The sequence below is a fragment of the Clostridium sp. TW13 genome (genome assembly GCF_024345225.1).
Taxonomy (GTDB): domain Bacteria; phylum Bacillota; class Clostridia; order Clostridiales; family Clostridiaceae; genus Inconstantimicrobium; species Inconstantimicrobium mannanitabidum.
Genome location: NZ_BROD01000001.1, coordinates 2,343,576 through 2,368,240 on the forward strand (window position 1 = coordinate 2,343,576; position 24,665 = coordinate 2,368,240).

Annotated in this window: 24 protein-coding genes, 1 riboswitch and 1 other annotated feature; of the genes, 2 read left to right on the top strand and 22 right to left on the bottom strand. The window is 30.4% G+C overall.

All coding sequences use genetic code 11. The features are described 5' to 3' along the window. Positions 1-129 precede the first annotated feature (129 nt). Both OCU47_RS11475 and OCU47_RS11480 read left to right on the top strand, forming a co-directional pair. Positions 130-606, top strand: coding sequence for a cupin domain-containing protein (locus OCU47_RS11475; RefSeq protein ID WP_261828735.1), 477 nt, complete (start codon positions 130-132; stop codon positions 604-606). A 388-nt stretch (positions 607-994) separates the two neighbouring features. Continuing rightward, positions 995-1,471, top strand: a complete 477-nt coding sequence (locus OCU47_RS11480; protein ID WP_261828736.1) for a CBM21 domain-containing protein — start codon at positions 995-997, stop codon at positions 1,469-1,471. A 377-nt stretch (positions 1,472-1,848) separates the two neighbouring features. Here the strand turns inward: OCU47_RS11480 and OCU47_RS11485 are convergent, their stop codons facing one another. From OCU47_RS11485 to OCU47_RS11590, 22 genes are all read right to left on the bottom strand, one after another. After that, the gene (locus OCU47_RS11485; RefSeq protein ID WP_261828737.1) at positions 1,849-2,337 is read right to left on the bottom strand and encodes a hypothetical protein; all 489 of its coding nucleotides are present in this window, start codon (positions 2,335-2,337) and stop codon (positions 1,849-1,851) included. A 61-nt stretch (positions 2,338-2,398) separates the two neighbouring features. Further along, positions 2,399-3,664, bottom strand: coding sequence for an ABC transporter permease (locus OCU47_RS11490; protein ID WP_261828738.1), 1,266 nt, complete (start codon positions 3,662-3,664; stop codon positions 2,399-2,401). A gap of 10 nt (positions 3,665-3,674) precedes the next feature. Further along, the gene (locus OCU47_RS11495; RefSeq protein WP_261828739.1) at positions 3,675-4,823 is read right to left on the bottom strand and encodes an FtsX-like permease family protein; all 1,149 of its coding nucleotides are present in this window, start codon (positions 4,821-4,823) and stop codon (positions 3,675-3,677) included. A gap of 69 nt (positions 4,824-4,892) precedes the next feature. Then, positions 4,893-5,600 (bottom strand): ABC transporter ATP-binding protein, encoded by a 708-nt coding sequence (locus OCU47_RS11500; protein ID WP_261828740.1) that lies wholly within the window; start codon positions 5,598-5,600, stop codon positions 4,893-4,895. 17 nt (positions 5,601-5,617) lie between these two features. After that, the gene (locus OCU47_RS11505; protein ID WP_261828741.1) at positions 5,618-6,910 is read right to left on the bottom strand and encodes an ABC transporter permease; all 1,293 of its coding nucleotides are present in this window, start codon (positions 6,908-6,910) and stop codon (positions 5,618-5,620) included. Positions 6,911-6,919: 9 nt separating this feature from the next. Beyond that, entirely contained in the window at positions 6,920-8,068 is a 1,149-nt protein-coding gene (locus tag OCU47_RS11510) for an ABC transporter permease (protein WP_261828742.1), read from the bottom strand. Positions 8,069-8,164: 96 nt separating this feature from the next. Next, the gene (locus OCU47_RS11515; protein ID WP_261828743.1) at positions 8,165-8,527 is read right to left on the bottom strand and encodes a hypothetical protein; all 363 of its coding nucleotides are present in this window, start codon (positions 8,525-8,527) and stop codon (positions 8,165-8,167) included. Between the two features lie 362 nt (positions 8,528-8,889). Further along, positions 8,890-10,128: a Na+/H+ antiporter NhaA gene (gene nhaA, locus OCU47_RS11520; RefSeq protein WP_261828744.1), complete on the bottom strand. Its 1,239-nt coding sequence runs from the start codon at positions 10,126-10,128 to the stop codon at positions 8,890-8,892. Positions 10,129-10,307: 179 nt separating this feature from the next. Continuing rightward, positions 10,308-10,362, bottom strand: a sequence feature (sodium ion sensor (DUF1646 type); this cis-regulatory element may regulate processes involved in with the transportation of sodium ions). 116 nt (positions 10,363-10,478) lie between these two features. After that, entirely contained in the window at positions 10,479-10,961 is a 483-nt protein-coding gene (gene ybaK, locus OCU47_RS11525; RefSeq protein ID WP_261828745.1) for a Cys-tRNA(Pro) deacylase, read from the bottom strand. 112 nt (positions 10,962-11,073) lie between these two features. Continuing rightward, the gene (locus OCU47_RS11530) at positions 11,074-11,571 is read right to left on the bottom strand and encodes a GNAT family N-acetyltransferase (protein ID WP_261828746.1); all 498 of its coding nucleotides are present in this window, start codon (positions 11,569-11,571) and stop codon (positions 11,074-11,076) included. A gap of 359 nt (positions 11,572-11,930) precedes the next feature. Further along, a complete protein-coding gene (locus OCU47_RS11535) occupies positions 11,931-12,116 on the bottom strand; it encodes a hypothetical protein (protein WP_261828747.1) in 186 nt (61 codons plus the stop codon). A gap of 122 nt (positions 12,117-12,238) precedes the next feature. Beyond that, positions 12,239-13,024, bottom strand: a complete 786-nt coding sequence (locus OCU47_RS11540; RefSeq protein ID WP_261828748.1) for a DUF2087 domain-containing protein — start codon at positions 13,022-13,024, stop codon at positions 12,239-12,241. Then, positions 13,017-13,289, bottom strand: coding sequence for a DUF2087 domain-containing protein (locus OCU47_RS11545; protein ID WP_261828749.1), 273 nt, complete (start codon positions 13,287-13,289; stop codon positions 13,017-13,019). Before OCU47_RS11545 ends, OCU47_RS11540 begins: the two co-directional genes overlap by 8 nt. Before the next feature lie 267 nt (positions 13,290-13,556). Beyond that, positions 13,557-14,267: a DUF4430 domain-containing protein gene (locus OCU47_RS11550; RefSeq protein ID WP_261828750.1), complete on the bottom strand. Its 711-nt coding sequence runs from the start codon at positions 14,265-14,267 to the stop codon at positions 13,557-13,559. A 3-nt stretch (positions 14,268-14,270) separates the two neighbouring features. After that, positions 14,271-16,073, bottom strand: a complete 1,803-nt coding sequence (locus OCU47_RS11555) for a hypothetical protein (RefSeq protein ID WP_261828751.1) — start codon at positions 16,071-16,073, stop codon at positions 14,271-14,273. Positions 16,074-16,090: 17 nt separating this feature from the next. After that, on the bottom strand, positions 16,091-16,774 hold the full coding sequence (locus OCU47_RS11560) for an ECF transporter S component (protein ID WP_261828752.1): 684 nt from the start codon (positions 16,772-16,774) through the stop codon (positions 16,091-16,093). After that, positions 16,771-18,423, bottom strand: a complete 1,653-nt coding sequence (locus tag OCU47_RS11565) for an ABC transporter ATP-binding protein (protein WP_261828753.1) — start codon at positions 18,421-18,423, stop codon at positions 16,771-16,773. The genes OCU47_RS11560 and OCU47_RS11565 overlap by 4 nt, the downstream gene beginning before the upstream one ends. Then, entirely contained in the window at positions 18,401-19,288 is an 888-nt protein-coding gene (locus OCU47_RS11570; RefSeq protein ID WP_261828754.1) for an energy-coupling factor transporter transmembrane component T, read from the bottom strand. The genes OCU47_RS11565 and OCU47_RS11570 overlap by 23 nt, the downstream gene beginning before the upstream one ends. A 430-nt stretch (positions 19,289-19,718) precedes the next feature. Then, positions 19,719-19,892: riboswitch (cobalamin riboswitch) on the bottom strand. 150 nt (positions 19,893-20,042) lie between these two features. Beyond that, on the bottom strand, positions 20,043-20,246 hold the full coding sequence (locus OCU47_RS11575; protein ID WP_261828755.1) for a heavy-metal-associated domain-containing protein: 204 nt from the start codon (positions 20,244-20,246) through the stop codon (positions 20,043-20,045). 217 nt (positions 20,247-20,463) lie between these two features. Continuing rightward, positions 20,464-22,524 (bottom strand): beta-galactosidase, encoded by a 2,061-nt coding sequence (locus OCU47_RS11580; RefSeq protein WP_261830624.1) that lies wholly within the window; start codon positions 22,522-22,524, stop codon positions 20,464-20,466. Between the two features lie 205 nt (positions 22,525-22,729). After that, entirely contained in the window at positions 22,730-23,440 is a 711-nt protein-coding gene (locus OCU47_RS11585) for an ABC transporter ATP-binding protein (protein WP_261828756.1), read from the bottom strand. A 5-nt stretch (positions 23,441-23,445) separates the two neighbouring features. After that, entirely contained in the window at positions 23,446-24,654 is a 1,209-nt protein-coding gene (locus OCU47_RS11590) for an ABC transporter permease (protein WP_261828757.1), read from the bottom strand. Positions 24,655-24,665 lie beyond the last annotated feature (11 nt).

Here is a 24,665-nt window from a genome sequence, read left to right on the forward strand (position 1 = left end):
CTTGACTTGTATTGTATAATTTTAGTATAAACCCTCAAAACTTACATTCAAGCTTAGAAATATCTAATTAACCTACTCTATATGTTTACAAGTTTAATTAGTATTAATAACAAAAAGGAGCTATCTTATATGAGCAATTCCGAAATCAAAATACTCAATAAAAATTCAATAAATCCACAACATAAAGCAGAGCATGAATCTTATGAATATACAAAATACGAGGTAACTAAGGACGGAGAAGATAAGCACTGTCATATATGCTTTTACGAAATTCCACCTTTAAAAGCAAACTATCCTTATCACTATCATCTAAATAATGAAGAAGTGTTTTATATAATTAGTGGCAATGGAATTTTAGAAACACCTGATGGAAATAAACCTATTTCTGCTGGAGATGTCGTAGTCTGTCCGCCATCTGAAAAAGCAGCACATAGGATTATCAATTCTTCTGAAACTGAGCTACTTGTTTATTTAGACTATGACACAGCTAACTATCCTGATATAGCATATTATCCTCACTCTAATAAGGTTGGCATACTTGCTAATGGTATACCAAACAAGTTCTATAGAGAAGGTACCAATATAGAATATTATGAAGGCGAATAAAATAAAGCCACTTATTTGCAACTCATGCAAATAAGTGGCTCTTTCTATATCTTAATTTTTCACTCTCTAAATAGCTCATCAGCAATAAACTCTATACTTTTAGTCAAATTTTTAGGTTGTGCTTCTATTTATCTACACAATATCCTCTCATTCATAATTAACTGCATTTTTCCCTCCATATCACAATAGTCAAATTATATATAAACGATTAATCACAAGCATTTTTAATCATTATGTAGCTTTTTGTAATTTATTCTAATTTAAAGAAATATCATTTCAAAATTAAGTAAATTACTGTTGTTTTTAACATTTGTATACAACCATAGGAAATGTTATCATAATATTGAAATATATTTCAAAAAAAATTTATGGGATGGTGGTTTTAAAAATGAAATCTAAATGTTTAATTAAGTTAATGTCTGGGCTAGTAGCTACTACTTGTCTTTTAGCTCCAATTCAAGCAAGCGCTTCAACAGTTGCTACTGCTAAAGCTCAGCCTACTGTAGCCGCTGCTACAGTTACAGATCAAGTAGTAAAATTAGATTCAATTACTTCTCGTTCTATCGCTAATATTCATGATGATAATAATTATTGGCATGCACCATACGCCGTAGAAGAATATACTGCCTATGTATTAGTAGAGAATAAAAGCTATGATAAAACTATAGTTTTACACTACATTGATGCTGACGGGGTTTGGAAAGATTCTGAAAAAGCTACCTATGTTGAAACCAGAAGTGATGGAAAAGAACTTTGGGTTCTTCACGGTTTTGTTGGCGGAAATGCTATATTTGCTGTAAACTATAAAGAAGCTAATGCTTGGGATAATAATAATGGTTTAAATTATAGATTATATAATAATTAATCTATACCCTATTAAAAAAGCATCTTTCTAATCAGAGAGATGCTTTTTTGTTTTACCCATATAGCCTGCTTAGTATAGTTGCCTTTCCTTAATCGGAAGGATTATTAATAGAATTATTTATTCTTCCGAAACCTAGCCTCTTGTTTACTTAGATTGCGATACAGATAACTATCCTGATATTTCATATTATCCTCACTCTAATAAAATTGGCATATTTGCTAATGGTATTCCAAATAAGTTTTATAAAGAAGGTACTGATGTAGAATATTATAAAGACGAATAAAACAATAAAGTTACTTATTTGCAACTCATGCAAATAAGTGACTCTTTCTATATCTTAATTTTCCAATTCCTAAACAACTCAATAGCGTATGCTATTATTTTAAATTCTTGCTATCAATTAATTTTACTATCTCTTCAGGAGAACCTATAGGGCCTACTGATGAGTTATTTTTAATATCATAAGAATCTTTTGAATTTCCATATTGATAAAAGTGTGTTGCAGAAGTATCATCATCACCTGAATCTTTACTTTTTATAAGAAAAAATAATTTATTATAATAAACATGTTCTTCATTATATATAAATTCTAAAGATAATGAATCTTTTTTTAGATAGTTAATAGTTTGATCAGATATGATATCTTTAACTGGAGAGAACTTCTTTGTATCTATTCTTTTGTTGGTAAGCTCTACAATCTTATTAAAATCTTTATCATTTTTATCTATAGTATAGTCTTTGCCGTCCTTGTAAACTATTATTTTATCTGGAGCTTTGAAGATGGTAGCTGGTTTGTTAGAGTTACATGAACATAACACAATTGTCATACATAAAGTTAAGAAAATAAGTATTTTTTTCAACTTCATTGTTAAAAACTCCTTCTTATAAATTATTAATAAAAGTTTAAAGTCTTATAAAATATTATTTTTACTCTTTAGGTCTTAATAGCTCAATAGGTTTTAACTTCATAAGCTTAACCACTAAAGGTAAAATAGATATAATCATAAATGCAGCCATTATCCCTAAGGTAATTCCTATTACCCATCCATCAATTATTATTCCAGAGAAAACTTTAGATATTAAGTACATTGCTATAGATACTACTCCTATAGATAGTATATACAAAATTAAATTTTCCCCTAACAACATTAATACTATATTCTTTTTTGAGCATCCTAAGGAATATCTAATGCCTATTTCTTTTTTCCTCTTACGTAGTGTTGATAACGAAATCCCCATAATTCCAAAAGTTGCAAGAATAACCATCGCAACAATATCACTTATACTTGACAAATGTTTTTTCTCCATTTCAGTATAATATTTAATCTCTTCACCTAAATTCTTTATATATACAAAAGAATCAGGAATCTTTAAATTTAATTCTTCTTTAATATCCTCTATATCTTTATCATTTTTAAGAGTAAAATATATATTTTGAAAATCACTCCTACTTCCACTACTATCCACCAAAAAATCATGTATTAACTTTGAAGATACTACTACTGAACCCTTGAAATTTAAACCATTTTCTTGAGCATCATCTTCTTTTAATGGTTGCTTTGGATCCAAAACTCCAATAATCTTACATTTATATGGATTATTATTTTTGTCAACACACTCTGGTATCTCTACAATAGATCCCAATGAATTTTTTTCTTCAATTTGTGAACCTACCAATATAGGTATAGTTCCATCTTCCTTATTATTTTTAAAGTATTCCCTAAAATTCTGCCCTTTTACTACCTTATAATTGAATAAGTTTATAGCTCCTTCATCTAAACATACTAATTCTAGATTTCTTCCTTTTATCTTGATTGTATTTGTATCTGTATCTTTCGTTGATGGCATTCCAACAGAGGTTCTACCTATAGATTTTACCCTATTGTCCTTACTCAAAATATTATAAACATCCTTCAAATTTCTATTGTTAAAACCTCCACTTGAACTTTGCTTTCCTTCTATATTCCCTGCAAATTCACTATATTTTGAATTATCGAACAAATTATCACACAGACCTTGAAATAAATTATCTACAATAGCAGTTGAAGTTTTGTTATATATTACAAAGCTTTTCTCTGTTTGCCCTAAAAAAAATAACATTAAAAGAGAACATAGTGCTAATTGAAACACAATAAAAGCACTTTTTCCTTTATTTCTTTTTAATGAAACTAATATTATCTTTAAACTTTCCATCCCTCTCCCCCTATTCTACCTTGATTCCATCTGCGGGTATGATTTCCATTGTCTTATTCATAGGGAATATAGAAGATATATAGCCCACTATTATTGCAATAATAATTGATACTGATGCATTTACCCAATTCAATTTAAAGGTACAATCAAATTTATTTATCTTTGATTCTACAAGAATAAACAATATCTCTTGTAAAACTATAGATATTAATACAGAAAATAAGGCCAATATAAGCATATCTTTTCTTATACTATTTTTTATATATTTATCATGAGCCCCCATTACTTTCTTAACCGTAAGTTCTTTTCTTCTACTCATGACCCAAAATACAGACATTGTAGAAATGTTAATCAAAGACACTAAAATTAAAGGAATTTTTGATTTTAATGTTTCATTCAAATAGTGTGAATATTCAATTGATGTATCATATATTTTCTTTCTATCTATGTTAAACTTATTTTTATCAAATTTACTCTCTAAACTCTTGCTTATTTCTGTTATCTTTTCATCATTTACTCTATATAATAAAGTGGCATCCATAATGTTATCTTTCTTGCTAATTATTTTACTATCTATATATTCATCAGATAAAGCTTTTATAGGCACATATACTATTTCATTATAATTATTCCAATCATATTCTTGACCTATTATGCCTTTCACTTTATATTTCTCATTCATTATAGATACAACATCATTTACATTTATCCCTACCCCTTCCGCTACCTCAGTTCCTATTAGCACTTTTTTTTCTCCATTTTTACACTCCTCTGGTGTAATATATTCCCCTTTATATAGAGGTGGTTGCCAATTGGCTTTTTTATCAAAATAAGCTGGTATTATTTCTACTCTTTTTGTAGAACTTCCCTTACTTACATCTACTTTTCCCGTATTTAATAAATCTATCTCTCCAGATGTTCCTAAATACTGTATTATCTCCTTAGGGTTATACTTGAAAGCGTTATTACTCTGCGAATATATTTCTACAGCTGACCTCTCTCCTATCCTTCCAAATTGGTTACATTCCATATTTATTATAATACTATCTATTTTTCCAATACTCATAGATATAATCAAAATTGAAATAACATACCCACTAACCATAAACATAAAAGTCCACGGTCTTTTCAACCAATGAGCTAAAACTTTTCTCAGCATATTACGCCTCCTCTATTAAAAACAAGAGTATATTCATAAAAATATACTCTGCCAATCCTATTTATATCATTAAGCGCTAGCCTTATCGCTTATTATTTTTCCATCCAGTATGTCTATTCTTCTCTTGCAATACGCTGCTATCTTTTCATCATGGGTTACAATTATTATGGTTTTTCCCTTTTTATTTATATCCATAAGTAGCTCCATAACTTCTTTGCCTGTTTTTTGATCCAAAGCTCCTGTGGGCTCATCTGCTATTACTATATCTGGTTCTCCAACTAAAGCTCTGGCTATGGCTACTCTCTGCTGCTGCCCTCCTGATAATTGAGCTGGATACTTATTTATATGTTCCTTTAAACCTACATCATTTATAATATTGTAAACTCTTTTTTTTATCTCACCTCTTGAAAGCCTGTCCTTTCTTGAGCAATACAAATTTCTGTATACTAGTGGTAATTCTACATTCTCTTGAATGGTATATTCATCAATAAGTGCAAACTGCTGAAAAATAAATCCTATGGTCTTGTTTCTTATTTCAGCCAAATTTGATGAACTTAACTTCTCAACTGGTGTTTGATTTAGAAAATATTCACCATTTGTAGGAGTATCTAATACACCTAACATATTTAACATTGTTGTCTTCCCTGAACCTGAGGGTCCCATGATAGCAACCATTTCTCCTTCATTAATATCTACAGATACCCCATCCAACGCCATAGTGACAGTGCCACAGGTAACATATCTTTTCACCATGTCTTTTATTGTTATTTGACTCATAAACTTCACCTCTTATTTTAAGATTTTCTTAGCAAGTCTACAGGATTCAACTTTAAGATCCTTATAATCAATGGTACAAGTGATATGATCATATATATCAAAGTTATTACTAAACTTCCTATTATAACTTTTGAATCAACTACTATCCCTTCTTGCAATCGTTCACTAATAAGCTTAGATTTAAGTAGTACAAAAGCAATAGAAATACAAAATGAAATAATATATACCACAATAATTTCACCTACTAAAAGAAGCATTATACTCCTTTTCTTGGCCCCTATTGCAACTCTTATCCCAATTTCCTTTTCTCGCTTTATCAAGGTTGAACATGAAATACTTATAATCCCAAAGGATGATATCAATAGCATTACCACTGCTAAAATAATATTTTTAATTTGAAATTTTGTATCTTCTTTAATATCTGTATACATTTTTCCCATGTTAATTAATCTAACACTATATCCTTCAATTTTCCCCTTTAACTCTTCTTCAATCACTTTTACATCATTCTTATTTTTTAACTTCACAAACACTCCATTAAAAACTTCTTTTTGTGTCATACCGTCAAAAGGAAATCTATCTGTTATGACAGAATATCCATTCATAGCTAATCCAAGTTCCCTACTTCCAACACCATCTACAATAGGAGAATTCGGATCTAATACACCTATAACCTTAAACTTTATTGGTTCTTTTGTTTTTGTATCCAAAAAAGAAGGAATTGTTACAATTGAACCTATAGGATTAGCTTTTTCAAAAGGTGGTCCTATTAAAACATGATTTATATTTGATTCCTTAGGATTTTTACTATAATAAGTATTAAAATCATCTCCCTTTATAACTTTATAATGATAAAAATTCATCCCCCCCTTATCATGAGCTTTATAGTACATTTGCTGAGAATTACATTTTATCTGTCCATCTATCTCTTGTTTAGTATCAAAAATTGTAGCTTCACAGGTTCTACCTATTTCTTCTATTTTATCTCTTATTTTAGGGTCTTGTTGCATTATTTCATAAAACTTCATTAAAGTATATACCGTTGATGTTGGCTCATTTTCATACTTTGGAGCAAATCCTCCTTCTGATATCTTTCCACCTTGTTGCTCTTTATATTTGTACTCTGCAGATACATAATATATATTACCATCTAGAACTCCTAGTGATTTTTCAATAACCTTCATATTATATTCAATTCTTCCAAGTACCATAAACATCAAAAACATACCTAGAGTTAACTCTACTATTAGTAAAAAATTTCTAATGCCTTGCTTTTTAAAAGAGTTAAATATTATACCTAAATTTCTCATACTTTCTCCTCACCTAGCCTTTAATGCATCTGCTGGATTCATCTCCAAGGTCTTTTCCACCGGTATCATTGAAGCTAAATATCCTAAGGTCAATGCTAAAGCCATAGATATAATAAAATTAGTAAAAGTAAAATTGAAGCTAACCCCATAATTCTTAATTATTGGTTCTACATAATAAGATAAGACTACTTGAAGTATCATAGCTATTATTGATGAAGTCACAGCTACAAACAACATATCCTTTTCTATACTGTTCTTTATATACTTATCATTAGCTCCTAAAACCTTCTTTATAGAAAGTTCCTTTTTTCTATCTAAAATCCAAAAAGTTGATATGCTAATAATATTTATTAAAGCTACTATAAGCAATGGCAAACTAACCCAAATAACTTCTGTAAAAATATCTTTTATGGTGATTGAGTTCTGTATATTACTTCTTTTATCATAAAGAAATTCACATTTAAACTGCTGATTTAATTCCTGAAACTTTTTGTTAATCTTTTCTTCGCTTAATCTATAAAGAATATTAATATTTAATTGGCTTGAATCACCACTTCTATTTACAATCTTACTATCTAACATTTGTAAATATTCTTTTGGTAATGCTCCCACTGGAACGTATACAACGTTATCAAAATTGGTTTCAATATTCTTGGCTCCTACTATTCCACAAATACTATATTCCTCTCCATAAAAACTAATCTTATTTCCAACTTTAGCATTTAGCTTTTCTGCTAAATTCACTCCAATAACTACTTGCCTTGTATCCTTAATACATTCCTCAGTAGTTATGTATCTTCCTTCATATAATTTAGGTCTCCAATCCGGTTTATTCTCATAATAAAATGGTAAAATATCACCATCAAATGTATTACTTCCACTTTTTATACTTTCACTGCTTAGGTTAAATACATCTACCTCTGCTGTTTTTCCTAAAAACTTTAATAAATCTATAGTATTGCTTTTATAATTGAGACTTGCCTTACTATACAATAATATAGCTGTTCTATTTTTTTCCTTTCCAAATTTAGATTGACTATATTGAAAAGCTTGAGTTTCAATGCTACTTATTAACATAGAAACCACCAATATTGATATTACGTATCCTATAACTATAACTATTAAAGACATAGGTCTTTTCTTCCAACTCTTTAACATCTATTTGTCTCCTTGAATTAATACTCTTACTGGTTATTTTAGAACAACCAGTAAGAGTATTATATTATTTATTATGCTTCAGTATATTGTCATTAACTAAAAAGTAGCATCTGCAGATGTATATTCATAATGTTGATTAAGAGCTTGTCCATGATAGTGATTGGTGCCGTAAGTGGTTCCTCTAACATGACTTGAAACATATCCCCAAATTAATGTTCCATCTGATTTAGTAAATGAAGTAGTTGATACCCCGTTATCTGTGTTTTCAAAATACGTACTAGGTCCGAATTGAAGCGGTACAGTACATGATCCTACTAGATAATAACCATCTGCAGCTCCACCAAATTTTGCCCCATGACCTCCAATTCCTGATTCCATTGCAAATGCACTAATTGATCCTGCAACTAAAAGTGTTGTAACAATGCTTAATGTTGTAAATACTTTTTTTGATTTTTTCATAATAAAAATACCTTTATATATAAATTATTTAATCGATTAAATTTTTTTATTGCAGCTATATGTTTATGCTATACCTTCCACTTGCTTGTGTCAATTTATGTATTTATATATATTTTTTTCATTTTAGACTAATATTTTATAGTCATTTAAACATTTACAAATATTTTTTTATTCTCATTATATTGTAAATTACTGTAACAAATAAACGACCTTTTATTAAATTAGAATTTGCTCGAAACTTGCAATAATTTTATTTTTATTATCCTAAAAAATATTGCTTGCTTTATTACTTTAAGTTTAAATAATGATATAAAAAAAATAACTGCTAATCTCAATTGATTAACAGCTATTCTTTATTTATTTTATTCTACTCTTTGTAATTGTTTCTTTGTTATTACTGGCTTCTTACTTTTTATATCAATTATCTTAAACACTATTGCACCAAAAATTGCTGATAAAATTGAAGCTGTTATAATGCTTATTTTAGCTGTAGATAAAGTCATATTGTCTGTAAAGGATAGAGATGTCACAAATATTGACATTGTGAAACCTATACCTCCAAGAACACTGGCACCATACAAATGCCTTTTTGTTACCTTTGCTGGCAGTCTTGCAATTTTAAGTTTCACCATTATATAGGAAGTTAAAAATATTCCTATTTGTTTCCCTAGGAAAAGTCCACATATAATTCCTAAACTTACAGGTGAGAATAATCTACTTGAAAAACCATGAAGTTCAATGGTTATAGCTGAATTTGCAAGAGCAAATATAGGCATAATAAAATATGAAGATATTGGTGTGAGCTTATTTTCAAGATTATAAGCAATAGTAGTTTCATATTCTTCAATATTCTTGCCTACAGGTAAAGCCATTCCTAAAAGTACTCCTGCTATGGTTGCATGTACTCCTGACTTTAAAAGACAAAACCATAATATAACTCCCAATGATATATATACTGCCGTACTTTTAACCTTTAGTCTATTGGCTAAAATAAGTAAACCAAAAATTATTCCCCCTAAAAGCAAAGCAATCCATGAAATATTGCTGTTATAAAATACTGCAACTACAATAATGGCACCAAGATCGTCAACTATAGCTAAGGCTGTAAGAAATACTACAATTCCCTTAGGTGCTTTCTTCCCTACTAAGGTAAGCACCCCCAAGGCAAAAGCTATATCTGTGGCCATTGGTATTCCCCATCCTGTAATAGTTGAATGATTATAATTAAATAGTGAATAGATTATTGCTGGTGCAATCATTCCTCCTATAGCTGCTGAAATTGGCAGAATAGTCTTTTTGAAGGATTTCAATTCGCCTATAGCAACCTCTCTCTTGATTTCCATACCTACTACAAAGAAAAATATTGCCATCAATCCATCATTGATCCAATGAAGTACTGACATTGATATGGAAAAGTCCTTATATCCTATAGTTACTTCACTATTAAGCAGGTGATTATAGCTTTCAGCAATTCCAGAGTTTGCAATTACTATAGCTAATATTGCACAAAGCACCAGTAGTATTCCACTGGATGATTCACTCTTAAAAAATCGTCTAAATGGCTTTTTGATTCTGTTTTTAATACTATTTTTGTTTTTCATAGTCCTATCTCCCTTCAATTATGCTTTCTATAAAAACACCCAACAAACTTTTTGACTTCCATTTCACAAATTTTAGGTATTTGAAAATAAATAATAAGTACAACTAAACTAGCATACTCCCCCCTACTTTTTTCCAAAATTCCTAAATATAAAAAAAGAAGTGGGAACGCTCAAAAATGAGCTTCCCACCCCAGAAACTAATTGCTTGAAAACAAATTATAAATTTGTCCAACCGAATCTTAATTACTATTTAATTATAAATCTATTATACCACAAAAAATAAGTTTATCAAGATTTATGTGTAAAACTTGATAAAATTCCATTAATATCTATAAATCTATACGTATCTGTTAATCTCTGATTAAATCTTCAAACCCAACTGGAATCATAGCTTCTAAATCCTTTGGATTCATCATTATTTGAACACCTATTTTACCACCACTGAAAATAAATTGTTCGAATTCTAAAGCACTTTCATGGATAAATGTCTTAAATTGCTTCTTCATCCCTAAAGGAGAACATCCACCTCTGATATATCCAGTAGTCTTAAGCAAGTCCTTTGTAGGAATTAGCTCTATCTTTTTTTCACCAGTGATTTTTTCAGCTTTTTTTAAATCTAACTCTTCAGCCACAGGAATTACAAATACATAATGCTCCTTGCTCTTTCCTTCTGTAACCAAAGTTTTAAACACCTGTTTAGGATTTTGATTAAGTTTTGCTGCTACAGCCACACCATCTATCTGTCCATCCTTATTCTCATATGTAAAAATCTCATATTGCAGTTTATGAGTATCTAATAATCTTATAGCATTTGTTTTAACCTTTGCACCCATTCTAAAATATTCTCTCCTTAATTCAAGCATCCTAAAATAAACAATAAATATAAATGTAATAGCATATAATCTTACTTATTTTTGAAGATGCCTTATCTAATGTATACTAATACTATAATTCTTTTTCGTAGCAATAGCAAGGTTCTTGCAAATCCCTTAAGAATACTTCTCCTACCCTTTCATATCCCAACTTCTCATATAAGCCAATGGCTTTTTCATTTTTGCAATATGCATCTATTCTCATAGATTTATATCCCCTCTTTTTTCCTAGCTCCTCTGCAAAGGCAATAATCTTTTTCGCATAGCCTCTTCCATGAAAATTGGGATGAACAGCAATTCTATGAAATGAAAAGAATGAGGTTTTCTCATGCCAATGAACACACTTGTAAACTTCATCTGCTTTTTCATCAATTGCAGACAAGCCTACAATTGTACCTTCTTCTTCAAATACATATAAGCATTTATTTTTAATATCCTTCTCTACAATTTCTCTACTTGGATATTTTTCATCCCAATTAAATAACCCATTTGCATTCATTTCTTTAACTACAGCTTTATATAATTCCATAATTGTATCTATCTTATGATCTTCAGCTAATCTAATATTCATCGGAACCTCCTAAGAAATTATTCTCTCACTTAGTAGGTTGTGTTTAATTCCCGTTTTTATTACAAAACTTTTTATATTTAATACACACATTCCTCTAGATAAGGCACATAAAAGCAAATAGTTTTTATGTTACTGATATTTGGACTTATTTTTTATTTCTAGGTGCCTAAAACCGCATGTTTACTATAAATATTTATATATTTAAATATTTTTATATAAAAAAAGTTGCCTATTTTTAAGTTTGTCTATGTTAATGAATAGTATTGATAATATGGTATATAATAATGGAACTCCTGAAAAAGAGCTCCATTATTTCACAATCTCCGAATATTGCAAATTAACCTAATCGCAACTCTACATTACTTATTGTTACTTTTTAATTTTACTGTACTATAACTTAAAACAACTAAATTAATAAGCATTATTACACCTACAACTCTTATTACAACATCAGGCAATGGTGATATAAACCTATTAATCACCATACATATTATTGTAATTATCATTATAATTAAACTTATCATAAATGCATTTCTGTTTTTCATTACTTTCCCACTCCATATCAATAATTTCATTTCACACTAATTTACAATTGTCCATTTTGAATATCTCTTTTTATTGAATCCACATTTGGCATGATAAGAGTTCCTTAATCCTTTATATAGTTTTATTGTTTTACCCAATAGCTTGTGCAATCATTTGCTCTTTCAAAAAATCCGTATTCAATTAATGCTCTTCTAAGAGTTGCATGATCCTCATAAATTCTATTTAATATCCTGTTTATCTCTTTCTCTGAATAAGTTGTGCTCTTATTGAAATTCTTCATTATTTCAGTTAAAACTATTATCTTCTTCTTTTCCTTTGAAGGATAACTTTTTAGAGAGCCATCTTCCTTCATATAATTCTTAATTACTTGTATTCTTTCCTCATCTGTAATGTTAAATCTATCATCTATGGTGGTAGCCGTTTTATGAGCATCACACAAAGTTCCCTTGTCTAGATTGCTTATCTTTTTGTTTGTGCTTTTAGATAATAAGTCCATCATGGCTAAAAATAACTTTGCCTGCTTTTCCTTTTCCCTTAACTTATATCGGTGATTTCTTACTGTAGATTGCGCCACACCTAACTTACTAGCAATGTCTTTATCTGATATTCCCTCTGCAAATAAAGAAATTAGTTGTCTTTGCACATCTGATATACCTGAAAAACTTGAATTCATATTTAAAATATAATCTAGCATAGAGACATGTTTATCTTCAATATGAAGTTCCGCTGCTTTCTTTGCATCATATAATTCTGAATTTATATTATAAATCCTTCCTACAGTAAAGGTTTCTCCACATATTAAGCATTTAATTTTATCTTCATTTTCAATATAACCTTTTTTTATCTCATCTACAGATGCATTCCAAAATTCTTCATTGTTTTTCGCTTCATCTATATTCTTATCCATTTTGCTTTTCTTCTTCCTTCCAATACTTCGAACCATCTCTTGTTCTACATAATAATTTATAGTCTACTAATCCTCTTCTTAATAAAAAATAATCTCCGAAACTGTGCCACTGTTCAATTATAGCATTGATTTCCTTTTCTTTGTAGTAATGATTGGTTTCAAATTTTGTTGCTAAATACTTTAGTATTTCAAGCTTCATATCCTTTTTCATTGGCCATATTTTTATTTTTCCTTCTTCATCAAGAAATCTATTTATGTCTTGCATTTAAATCCACTCCTATATTCATTTATTTCTTTGTCACAATTATATAACTATATTTTAAATTTGTCTATAAATAAATAAACATTTATTTTTTATGTTTATAGTATTTATGAATTAGTATACAAGTTCAAAAGTCCTCTTGGATTAAATTTTTGATATAAAAAAGATTGAATGTATGTTTATCTTGCTTCATATATTGGCCTAATAGATTTCCTAATTCTAAAAATAAAAAACTCACCTTAGAAATTTCTTTCTAAAGTGAGTTTTGCATTAATTATTTACACCATCTTTAACATACTTCCATACAATCTTATCTCCAGCCTTTGGAGTGCAATCGCTAATACCATATCCAGGTTTCACCCCATTTAAGTAGTATACCCATCCACTTAAAGGTCCGTCACCCCTTTCCTTTAAATCAAACATACTTGATACATATCCATTAACTATTCTATGTTTCTGATCTCCAATTAGTTTATTCATATAATCCTCTAAAGTTAAAGAACCATCAAAATTTACTGAAGTATTTAAAAGTATCTTCCCATCATGCACATCATCTATTATGGTAAAATACACAACTTCAGCAGGCTTCTTAGCGGCTGTATCAGAAGATTTTGAAGCAGTGTTGGTTTGAGTCTTGTCTTCTGTTTTCACCCCTGAGCTTTTAGCAACATTATTGTTATTTGTTGCTTTTTTAGAAGTATCTGTAGTAGTTTGTTTATCCTCTTTTTTATCCTGATTTTCCTTAGAAGCTTCTTGTTTGCTGCTGTCACTATTCTTTGAATCAGTAGCTTCTGGCTTACCCTTTGAATCGTCTTGCTTTCCTTGAGCTGTTACTTCCTGCTTAGATTTATTATCCGCAGCAGTTGTAGAAGTAGTTGGCTCATTTAAACTATTCTTAATTGCGTTTGAACCAAAGTATATTACTAAGCTTAGTGAAATTATACCTATTAGAAGTAGTACTATGCTCTTCTTTTTCTTCATTCCCTACGCTCCTCTTTTTATTTTTACACCTGCTACAATTGAACCAATTGCTAATACTAGAAGTAATGTAGTATCAACTGGAGATCCAGTCTCAGGTAACTCTGCTATTTTACTTGTAGTATTTTTGTTTGTAACTGTTGTATTTGTAGTTGCTGTTCCTTTACTATCAGTGTTTTTCACAACATAAGCTTTTAACTCTTTAGCATTTATATCTGAAGTATAGTAGTTGTAAGTAGCACCTGACTTAAAGTTATCTAAAACTATTAATGCTCTTAAAGCTTGTTCTGTGGCATAAGCATTATTCTTTAGCGAAGCATCATGATTGAAGGCTCCGTTATCTCCCTTATATGATAAGAAAGCTGAAACTAAATCGCCCTTGCTTTTTGCAAAAGCACCTTCTGATGGGTCAACTCCAATAGAAGTCAATGCCATTATTACAAAAGCATTAGTTTCACTTGAAGCTCCATAGGTTCCACTTATGTTTCCATCTTCTAATTGAGCTTTTGATAAAATGCTTACAGCTTCATTTACTATTGATTTAACCTTTACATTATCTACACCTTGAAGCTTTTCTCCATTGTAATATGGTGCTAAAGCATTGATTGCTGCTGCAGTTATATCAGGGTCAACACCTGTACCACTCCAAGACCAACCTTTCTTATAAGCTGCTAATAGCTTATTTACTAAATCTGATTTCTTTACCTTGTATTCTTCTGGTAAATTAACTGAAGAATAAGTTAATAATCCAAAGATAACATCATTATTTAAGTATTCATTTATGTCCTTGTTAAATAAAGCTTTTACAAGATTCTGTCCATTAAAATCATATGGAGAATAACCTAAGGCTGAAACTCCTACTATAGCACTTTCAAGTTCAGTTGGAGTCATATCATCCATGCCAGCTTTTAAGCTTTCATTAAGCTTATCTATAAAACCTTCATTAATCTTTGCATTGCTCTTATATAATGAAAAGGCTGCCCAATTAGAAGCTTTTCCTTTGCTTACATAAGTTAAAGTTTGTGCTAGTGTTTCTTTTATATTTTTTTGTACCTTTGTATTGTCTATTACTTTATTGTAATTTACATCACTGTACATTATGCTTGGAGCATTTACTCCATCTAAAACAAAGGTTCCCTTGTCCATTAATACTGTTGGTACATGTTTAGAATCTACATAACCACTGAATTTATAGTCATGAGTTCCTTTATCTAAGGTTAATTTTATAGAACCATTATCATCTGTTTTATATGTTTTGCCATCTATTTCTACAGTAGCTGCCTTTATCGCCTTTACTACTTCTTTGTTTGTGTTCCAATCTAAGGATTTGTTTTGTAGAGTTATAGTAGTTTCCTCTCCAGCCTTTGGAACTGCAGGTGAAAAAGTAACATTGTTTACTATGGCTGTTTTATCAAAATCTCCATAATAAACTACAAGTCCTTCTCCACTCTTAAGAGTTTTTGAACCTATGCCTACATCACCAGAAGCAATAGACTTACTATCCTTAACAGCATAAAGCCATCCATCATAGCCTCCCATTGCACCTGCTTTAATTCCATTTACTTCACTTAAGTACTTTCCATATTGTCCATCTTGAACAACATAAGGAATATTCTTTTCTTTTAATAACTTTTCAAAGGCATCTAAGGCATTTGTTGAATCCTCATAACCTTCAGCTATAGTCTGTGTTAATCCTTCCACCCTAACATATACTTTTGCCGTCTCTGCCTTAGCACTAACTGGTGCTATAATCAAAGTGAAAAGCATAACTAAAGACATTATAATACTTAAACTTCTTTTCTTTTTCATTCATCTTCCTCCTGATATTATTTTTCTATATAATTTACTCTATGGTAAAACCTTAGCAAAATCTTGTAGAATCCTTCATAGAAGAATAATACAAATAAAAAGTTTCCTATGGCATGTGCCAAGTCAAAAGGCACCGCATTAATGTAGGTTAATAAGACAGACTTAATGTTTATAACCTTAACAAAGCCAAGAACACACCATAAATTCATGATGAATCCAAAAACAAAGCCATAGGCAAAGCAAATAATTGCAAACACCTGAATAGATGGCTTTCTGCCCTTATAACCTAGAATTCCACTTAAAGCTCCAACCACTCCCCAAGCTAACATCTGCCAAGGAGTCCAAGGCCCCTGCCCTAAAAATATATTAGATACAAAGGCAGCCGTAGCCCCTATTATAAAACCATTGTAACTTCCAAATACCAAACCTGATAAAGCTACAATAAAGGTTACTGGCTGAACATTTGGTATCACAACAAAGGGCACTCTGCTTATAGCTGCAAAAGAACTTAAGGTAGCAATAATTGCTATATCCTTTACCCCTTTGCTGCTCTTCTCAAAGTAAAAATAACTCATAAAAATTATATATAAAACAGACACTGTAAGAAGTGCTCCATAGTATGGCTTTGTATTTAAGCTTTTTGAAAAGACTATAAGGAGCATAAGAGGTAATATGGTTAAAATTGTTATAATCTTTTTCATCTTTTTAACCATCCTTTCAGCTCATCAATTGTATAAATTTCTTTATAATCTACCAGCTTATGAACTGTAGAAGTATAGTAAATTCCTTCCTTCAGCACACTAGCCTTAGGCCCTTTTTGAATTACCTCACCATTTAATAATAAAATCAAATCATCACTATATTCAGCGGCAAAATCCACATCATGAGTAATCATAATTACCATCTTCCCTAAATCAACAAAGCTTCTTAATATCTCTCCAAGCTCTTCTTTGTTATGATAATCTAAACCTCTGGTAGGTTCATCAAGGAGTAAAATCTCTGGTTGCATCACAAGCACTGTGGCTATGGCAAGTCTTTGCTTTTCTCCTCCACTTAAATCTCTAGGGTTTTTATCCTTTAAGTGAAGCAGGTTCAAGCTTTCTAATACTGAATCTATTCGGTTATATTCAGTTATATTAAAGTTATCAAGAGTAAATTTCACCTCTTCATAAACAGTATCCTTTGAAATATAATCATTAGGATTTTGAGAAACATATCCCACTGTTTTTGCAATTTCACTTACATTTAAAGCTTCAGTACTTTTACCTGATATTTTTATATTTCCCTTATAAGCTACTAGCTTCATTATGCTTTTAAGCAAGGTACTCTTCCCTGCACCATTCTCTCCAAGAATTGTATAAAGCTTACCTTTATCAAATCTTAAGCTTACATTTCCTAAGGCTACATGATTTTCGTACATTACAGATATATTTTCTATCTCTAAATAGCTTTCTTGTCTTTCTTTTCTCTCCATGAAGGATTTAATTTTTGAGAGCATACCTTCTTTTTCTTCTGCTTTGTTATTTATCTCTAATTCCTTTGGCAGGTAATCCCCTAGAGCCTTTCTTGCTTGTCTAAAATCATTTATATCTGATAACTTAAGCTCTTTTGCTATTCTTAAGTACTGAGGCAAAAATTCATAAATATCTTGTTTATATAAATCCCTTTTTGTTCCCTTAAACTCAAGCTTTCCTTGGTCTAAAATTGCTATTTCATCTGCTATATCAAACCACTTGTCTACTCTCTGCTCTACTACTATAATGGTTTTACCCATTTCTAGATTTATCTTTTTCACTAAATATACAAGCTCCTCTGCACTTTGAGGATCTAATTGTGAGGTTGGCTCATCAAGAATTATGGTATTTGTATTCATGCACAAAGCTGAAGCCAAAGCCACCTTTTGCTTTTCCCCACCAGATAGTTCTTGTACTTTTTTGTAAGCTAAAGGTAGTAAATTTAGAAACTGCAGTGCTTCAAAAACTCTTCTCTTGATACTTCCTTCTTCTACTCCTATGTTTTCAAGAGAAAATGCCACTTCTCTATGCACCACATCCATTACAAGTTGTCTCTCTGGATCTTGAAAAACCATGGATATTTCCTTTGCTCTTTCTCTATGCTCCATATTTTTTAGAGGCTTTCCATTGTAGCTTACGTTTCCTTCAATTACCCCGCCATAAAAGTTAGGTATAGAACCAGACAGACATTTCACCAAAGTAGACTTTCCTGAACCTGATATCCCTAATACTAATAAAATTTCGCCCTTATTAATTGATAAATCTATGTTCTCAAGAGACTTCTTTGTTTCGTTTCCATAGCTATAACTAAGTTTATTTATTTCTATATAATTCATTTTCCGCTATCCTTCTCCTTTGAACATAATCTTGAATAAAAAATACTACGGTACTAATAATTAAAATACTTTGAAGTATTGAATATATATTTATAAATATTAACAATTCACTGCCATCGTAAACATCAAAGGCAATCTTATTGCTTAAGGTAAATAATATATGCAACAACAATAAAACTAAAAAATATGCACTTACTAAAAAATCTTTAAATTTCAGCTTACTTTTTTCATATTCACTTCTCTTACCACTAAGAAAACCTCTTACATAAGCACTTTCTCCAATATCAAAGGCACCTTCTAAGGAATCCTCTAAAAGTACAGATAATACCGGTATATTTGCCTTTATCCTATCTTTTTTTGAGGTAGCTTCTAGATTTACACCTCTTGTCAAGTAAACCTCTTTTAAGGTATTTATCCTTTTTGTCATGTTAGGAACAAGCTTTAAGGATAGCAAGATTATCAAGGTTACCTTTGGACTTTTCTTGCTAAAGTAGGATAAGGCTTTGTCACTATCCAGCATGTTTCCAAGCACATAAAACAAATATACAATGACCAGAATCTTAACACTCATAAACACCGCATATATTAAAGTCTCCACTGTAATCTGTTTTCCCAAAACAGTTGTTATAACCCTTGAACCCGCATTTACAAATATAATATTGATAATTGTAGTTATTATGGCTAGAGGAAAAAATATCTTAATTCCAAGACTTAACCTCTTTGCATCTTTATATATAATTAAAGCTATCATTGAACATACTAAAAGTGAGATTATTATCAATGGATTGTCTGTAGAAAATGTAATTATCATCAACACTAAATTAATAATTATCACTGTTAACATATGAAAGTTATTTATTTTCAAAGACTTTCCTCCTCTATTTTGATTAAAAACTTTTTGCACAAAATCTTATTTGTCAGATTATATTTAGAACTATCTATAAGTCATAAATTCTATTTGTCTCAAACAAGGACAAAAGTGTCTGTGGGCACGCTCCCTTCGAGATACTAAACTTCAAGTTTGAAACTCTGAAACTCTGATTATATCACCCTTGTATGAGTACAAAATTTTATAGTTTCCTATACAATAAAAAAGTAGCTACCTGTTGGTAACTACTTTGATTTAAAGCATAAGAACTTAAACTTAGGTATCTGAAAATAAATAAAAAAGCCAATTATGCGACGGAAAATAGACTAGCATAGGTCTTATTTATTTTTTGAAGATGCCTTACTACATTTTAGCAATAAGTTCAATTTTAAATGCTCAAAATCATTTCTTCCCTCCGAAGATAGATCCAAGACGAACTATTACAAGATATCCTGACTTATACTTCTTCCTCATGATAGCCTTCCCCAATTAAGAGTGGCATTTTTATCAATCGTCCGTATTTACAGTAGCGGGGGCTGTTATGGCCTTTAACCATATTCCCTCATAATAGCTCCTATTAAATTTTATTTCTCTAAATATACATAATAATGTTATAACAAATTTAATTGTATAAAGCAATAAAATATTTTTCATAAAATTTTGTAAAATTAAATTTAAATTTAAAAATATAAAAATTTAAAGGGTTGTGATAATTTTTTTAACACAACCCTTTAGAGAATTTTATATTGAATTATTCTATGTGATGTCCAGTGCTTTCTATGCACCCCATAATTTGTTCAGTAGTGGCTGGGGAATTATACATTACTTCGATGCTTCCTCTACCAATATCAACGGATACTTTATTTACTCCTTTAATATTGTCTAGTGCATTTTTTATCTGTGTCTTGATAGTCTCATTAACTAATCCATCTACATTATAACGTTGTCTTTCCATAGCCATTCTCCTTTCACAAATAAGGTATCTGAAAAAATATCTGCAGTATATTTAAGCTTGTTATTTATTTTCAGACTCCTAGAATCACAGTAATAGTATGTACAAGATATCAGATTTTATTTATTCCAACTCTTGCATTACCAAAACCTTCAAGGTATTGTGAAACAATTCTACTGTGTTTAACGCTAAAACTATCAAATAGTAGCATTTTTATAATTTATTGTTTTAAAATTTTAATCCCGTATTTTCCTAAAGAAATTTCACATTTAACCTGCTCACCAGATATCATATCTGTGTATTCTTGATTTCCTAAGGTTACAAGCTTTTCTTCTTCAGTAAAATTCATAATAAAGGTATATTTATGCTCATCATTTCTACGCATTTGAGCTGTTACACCTAAAGGTAATTTTCCTTCAATAACAGACTTTATATCTAATTCCTTAATAACTTTTAATAAGAATTCATTATTAAAATCTTCTCCTGTTCGTGCTGCTATATAATATGCTTTGCCATCTCCAAATTTATTTACTGTTACTGCAGGCATATCTTTATAATAATCAGTTTTATATGTGGCTAAAACTTCCGCTGTTTCTGCATGAATCACATCACAGTAATCTTTAACCTCAAATTTACCCTCTAATGATAATTTATTATCTTTATTAAATTCTATATAATTTGACTGTGTATCATATAATGAATCTATTTCTTCTGACCAAATTCCTGCAACTTCTCTAAGTGGACCTGGGAATCCACCTAAGAAACATAGATCATTTTCATTTACAATTCCACTCCAATAAGTTGTAATAAAGGTTCCACCATTCTTTACAAACTCAGTTATTCTTTCAGCTACTGTTGGCTTAAGCATATAAAGCATTGGAGCAACTATTAACTTGTATTTTGAGAAATCACAGTCCATGTTAATATTATCTACTGAAATTCCATTCTCCCAAAATACCTTATAAAATTGTTCACAAGCTTCCTGGTATCCTTTTTTATCTCTTTTTAATCCTTGTAAATCATCAATTGCCCATCTATTTTCCCAATCGTAAATTACTGCAACCTCTGGTTCAATTGAAGTGCCTCTAATTTCCTGTATCTTGTTTAAAACTTCTCCAACTTCAGTTACTTCTCTAAACACTCTAGTATTCTCATGACCACAATGATCCACTACAGCTCCATGAAGCTTTTCAGAAGCTCCTCTTCCTTTTCTCCATTGGAAATATAGTACTGAGTCTGAACCATGAGCAACTCCTTGAATTGCAGATAATAAATGCATTCCAGGTCGCTTAGGTTTATTTACTTCTTGCCAATTAACAAGGCTTGGAGTATTCTCCATTACTAAGAAAGGTTGTCCACCTTTAAATGATCTATATACATCATGAACAAAACTTGTATTTGCGCCTAAATCCCATAGGTTTTGATAATCATTATGCCATGATGGATAGTTATCCCAAGATACTATATCTACTTCCTTTGCAAACTTCCAATAATCAAGTCCTCCATACATGCCCATAAAATTTGTTGTTACAGGTATGTCAGGGGTAATTTCTCTAATTGGTTTGATTTCATTCTTATAGAAATCTATGGTTTGGTATGTAACAAACCTTTTCCAATCAATATTGTGTGCATGAACATACATTTCTCCTTGTGGAGCTGGACTTTCTATTTGTGACCAATCAGTAAATCTATGACTCCAGAAGCCAGTCCACCATTGTTGATTTAACTTATTTAAATCGTTATCATATTTAACCTTAAGCCACTCTCTGAAAGCTTCTTGACAAAGTTCACAATGACATTCTCCACCATATTCATTTGAAATATGCCACATAATTAATGCTGGGTGATTTTTATATCTTTCTGCAAGCATTCTATTTATTTTTGCTGTCTTTTCTCTATATATTGGTGCGGTATAACAGTGATTATGTCTTTGTCCATGAAGATTTTTAGTTCTATCACCATTTACTCTTAAAACTTCTGGATACTTTTGTGATAACCATGCTGGTCTTGCACCACTTGGTGTAGCTAAAATCACCTGCATATTATTAGCTGCCATATCATCCATAATCTTATCAAGCCACTCAAAAGTGTACTTTCCTTCTTCAGGTTCTATGGCACTCCATCCAAAAATATTTATTGAAAAACAATTACAATTGGCTAGTTTCATTAAGCGAACATCCTCTTTTAATATTTCAGGATAATCTAGCCATTGGTCAGGATTATAATCGCCTCCATGCAAAAATCCATTTATCTTACTATTAAGTTCCGGAAAGTTTTTCATCATAAATTCATCTCCCTATAAATTCTATTACAATTGAAATAATAAAACATAATATTGCTATAATCAACCTAAAATTTTGCACCTACTCTATATTATTTTTAGTTATTTGTACAAAATTGCAAAAATGTTCTTCATTAAAATTGAAGGTATGAATATGTGAGAGATAAATAAAAAGGATGTTGCAAAATTACAACATCCTTCTTAATTAACTATTTACTAATACCTTATCACTTTGAATCTTACCATCCATTATATCTATTCTCCTATTGCAGTAGGCTGCTATCTTTTCATCATGAGTTACTATTATTACTGTCTTCCCTTTCTTGTTTACATCTACAAGTAACTTCATAACCTCAGCACCAGTCTTTTGATCCAATGCTCCTGTAGGCTCGTCCGCAATTATAATATCTGGTTCTACCAGCAATGCTCTTGCTATTGCCACCCTTTGCTGCTGGCCTCCTGAAAGTTGGGATGGATATTTTGTATAATGCTCTTTTATCCCCAATGCCTCTAATATATTAAATATCTTACTTCTCATTTCTGATTTTGAATACTTATGTTTTTTATTGTGAAGATTCCAATATAGTAAAGGTAATTCTAGATTTTCATATATTGAATACTCTGCAATCAAAGCAAACTGTTGAAAAACAAAGCCTATACTTTGATTCCTAATCTTAGCTAGTTCCTTTGCATTCATTGTTTCCACAGACTTTCCTTGCAACTTATACTCACCTAAGGTTGGGTTATCCAAACAGCCTAATATATTTAACATGGTAGTCTTCCCTGAACCTGAAGGGCCCATTATAGCTACCATTTCCCCTTCCTTCACATTTAAAGATACACTATTTAAAGCGTTGGTTACATTTCCATAAGCTACATACCTTTTTGTTAAATCCTTAACTTCTAATTGTTCCATTTTTATTACCTCCCATGTACTAAATCCACTGGATTCATTTTTCTCATTCTAAAATATGCTGGTATCATTGATATTACTAGAATTAAAAATACAATTCCTATACTTATGCCTATTACAGAAAAATCCCAAACTGCCTGTTGTCCAGATATTAATTTAGCAATTATTAATCCTATAAACGCTGAAAATGCAAAGAAAATTATAAACTCCCCTATAACTAACTTTTCTATTTGAGCCTTTGTAGCTCCTACAGCTATTCTTGTTCCAAACTCCTTTTTTCTTTTTAATATTGTGGACAATACAGTATTTATTATGCCAAAAGATGAAAGCACCAATATAATAATTCCGAAAAGAATATATCTAGCCGCATATGGTGCAGGTAAAGTTACTGTTTCAGCCATATCATCTAATCCAAAAAATTGAGTTTCAAACTTCTCTCCAAGCTTCTTATCAAAATCATTTTTTCCCTCTGCCTTACTTACGCCATCTTTTAATTTTATATAAAGATGAGTTTTCTTGTTAGTTAATAAGGAGCCTATTACACAAAAATATCCATTATTAGGCTTGTACAAGCATCCCATATTGTATAGTTCATTTAATAATGGGCAGCTATTATCTAGCACTCCTATTACTTTATATTTCTTTCCTCCTCCTGGTAACTTTACAATACTTCCTATTGGATTATCCTTAGATAACTGTGGAGAAATTAGCATTGGAATAACATCCTCTGCTTTCTCTGACTTATAATATTGAGAAAAATTCATTCCACTTTTCATTTTAAAGTTATACATTTCTGTTAGTTCCTTGCTATACTCAACAATACCTATGGTTTTTATTTTTGATTTCAAAATAAACTTACCTTCATTTTCTTCTTCATTAGTATACTGACATGAATTACAACCAAGCCCTTCAAAGCCTATTTTCTCTACCAGCTTACTTTCCTTAGCAATTTTATACACGGTAGATATTTGATTTTCTTCTCCACTTATATATTGATGATCTCTAGCTTCTCCTACTTTAAAAATATCTGCTTTATTTTCTACAGATACTTCATAAACATTACTGCTACTGGCATTTTCAGCTTTCTCTCTAGTTGAAATATAGTACTTATAGTTAGCCAGACTGTTGCTTAAAATTACTATGCCAAAAATCAACTGTACAACTATAACTAAATTTCTTAATTTATTTTTCTTCATTGATTTTAAAATCATATACATACACTTTTTCT

What these genes read in the sequence shown, in the direction of transcription:
- OCU47_RS11560 (WP_261828752.1), bottom strand. Translation starts at nt 16,774, where the DNA reads ATGAAAAAGATTATAACAATTTTAACCATATTACCTCTTATGCTCCTT.
- OCU47_RS11585 (WP_261828756.1), bottom strand. Translation starts at nt 23,440, where the DNA reads ATGGAACAATTAGAAGTTAAGGATTTAACAAAAAGGTATGTAGCTTAT.
- OCU47_RS11590 (WP_261828757.1), bottom strand. Translation starts at nt 24,654, where the DNA reads ATGTATATGATTTTAAAATCAATGAAGAAAAATAAATTAAGAAATTTA.
- OCU47_RS11530 (WP_261828746.1), bottom strand. Translation starts at nt 11,571, where the DNA reads ATGAATATTAGATTAGCTGAAGATCATAAGATAGATACAATTATGGAA.
- OCU47_RS11495 (WP_261828739.1), bottom strand. Translation starts at nt 4,823, where the DNA reads ATGCTGAGAAAAGTTTTAGCTCATTGGTTGAAAAGACCGTGGACTTTT.
- OCU47_RS11575 (WP_261828755.1), bottom strand. Translation starts at nt 20,246, where the DNA reads ATGGAAAGACAACGTTATAATGTAGATGGATTAGTTAATGAGACTATC.
- OCU47_RS11550 (WP_261828750.1), bottom strand. Translation starts at nt 14,267, where the DNA reads ATGAAGAAAAAGAAGAGCATAGTACTACTTCTAATAGGTATAATTTCA.
- OCU47_RS11565 (WP_261828753.1), bottom strand. Translation starts at nt 18,423, where the DNA reads ATGAATTATATAGAAATAAATAAACTTAGTTATAGCTATGGAAACGAA.
- OCU47_RS11580 (WP_261830624.1), bottom strand. Translation starts at nt 22,524, where the DNA reads ATGAAAAACTTTCCGGAACTTAATAGTAAGATAAATGGATTTTTGCAT.
- OCU47_RS11510 (WP_261828742.1), bottom strand. Translation starts at nt 8,068, where the DNA reads ATGTTAAAGAGTTGGAAGAAAAGACCTATGTCTTTAATAGTTATAGTT.
- OCU47_RS11555 (WP_261828751.1), bottom strand. Translation starts at nt 16,073, where the DNA reads ATGAAAAAGAAAAGAAGTTTAAGTATTATAATGTCTTTAGTTATGCTT.
- ybaK (WP_261828745.1), bottom strand. Translation starts at nt 10,961, where the DNA reads ATGGGTGCAAAGGTTAAAACAAATGCTATAAGATTATTAGATACTCAT.
- OCU47_RS11500 (WP_261828740.1), bottom strand. Translation starts at nt 5,600, where the DNA reads ATGAGTCAAATAACAATAAAAGACATGGTGAAAAGATATGTTACCTGT.
- nhaA (WP_261828744.1), bottom strand. Translation starts at nt 10,128, where the DNA reads ATGAAAAACAAAAATAGTATTAAAAACAGAATCAAAAAGCCATTTAGA.
- OCU47_RS11535 (WP_261828747.1), bottom strand. Translation starts at nt 12,116, where the DNA reads ATGAAAAACAGAAATGCATTTATGATAAGTTTAATTATAATGATAATT.
- OCU47_RS11540 (WP_261828748.1), bottom strand. Translation starts at nt 13,024, where the DNA reads ATGGATAAGAATATAGATGAAGCGAAAAACAATGAAGAATTTTGGAAT.
- OCU47_RS11485 (WP_261828737.1), bottom strand. Translation starts at nt 2,337, where the DNA reads ATGAAGTTGAAAAAAATACTTATTTTCTTAACTTTATGTATGACAATT.
- OCU47_RS11545 (WP_261828749.1), bottom strand. Translation starts at nt 13,289, where the DNA reads ATGCAAGACATAAATAGATTTCTTGATGAAGAAGGAAAAATAAAAATA.
- OCU47_RS11505 (WP_261828741.1), bottom strand. Translation starts at nt 6,910, where the DNA reads ATGAGAAATTTAGGTATAATATTTAACTCTTTTAAAAAGCAAGGCATT.
- OCU47_RS11475 (WP_261828735.1), top strand. Translation starts at nt 130, where the DNA reads ATGAGCAATTCCGAAATCAAAATACTCAATAAAAATTCAATAAATCCA.
- OCU47_RS11480 (WP_261828736.1), top strand. Translation starts at nt 995, where the DNA reads ATGAAATCTAAATGTTTAATTAAGTTAATGTCTGGGCTAGTAGCTACT.
- OCU47_RS11515 (WP_261828743.1), bottom strand. Translation starts at nt 8,527, where the DNA reads ATGAAAAAATCAAAAAAAGTATTTACAACATTAAGCATTGTTACAACA.
- OCU47_RS11490 (WP_261828738.1), bottom strand. Translation starts at nt 3,664, where the DNA reads ATGGAAAGTTTAAAGATAATATTAGTTTCATTAAAAAGAAATAAAGGA.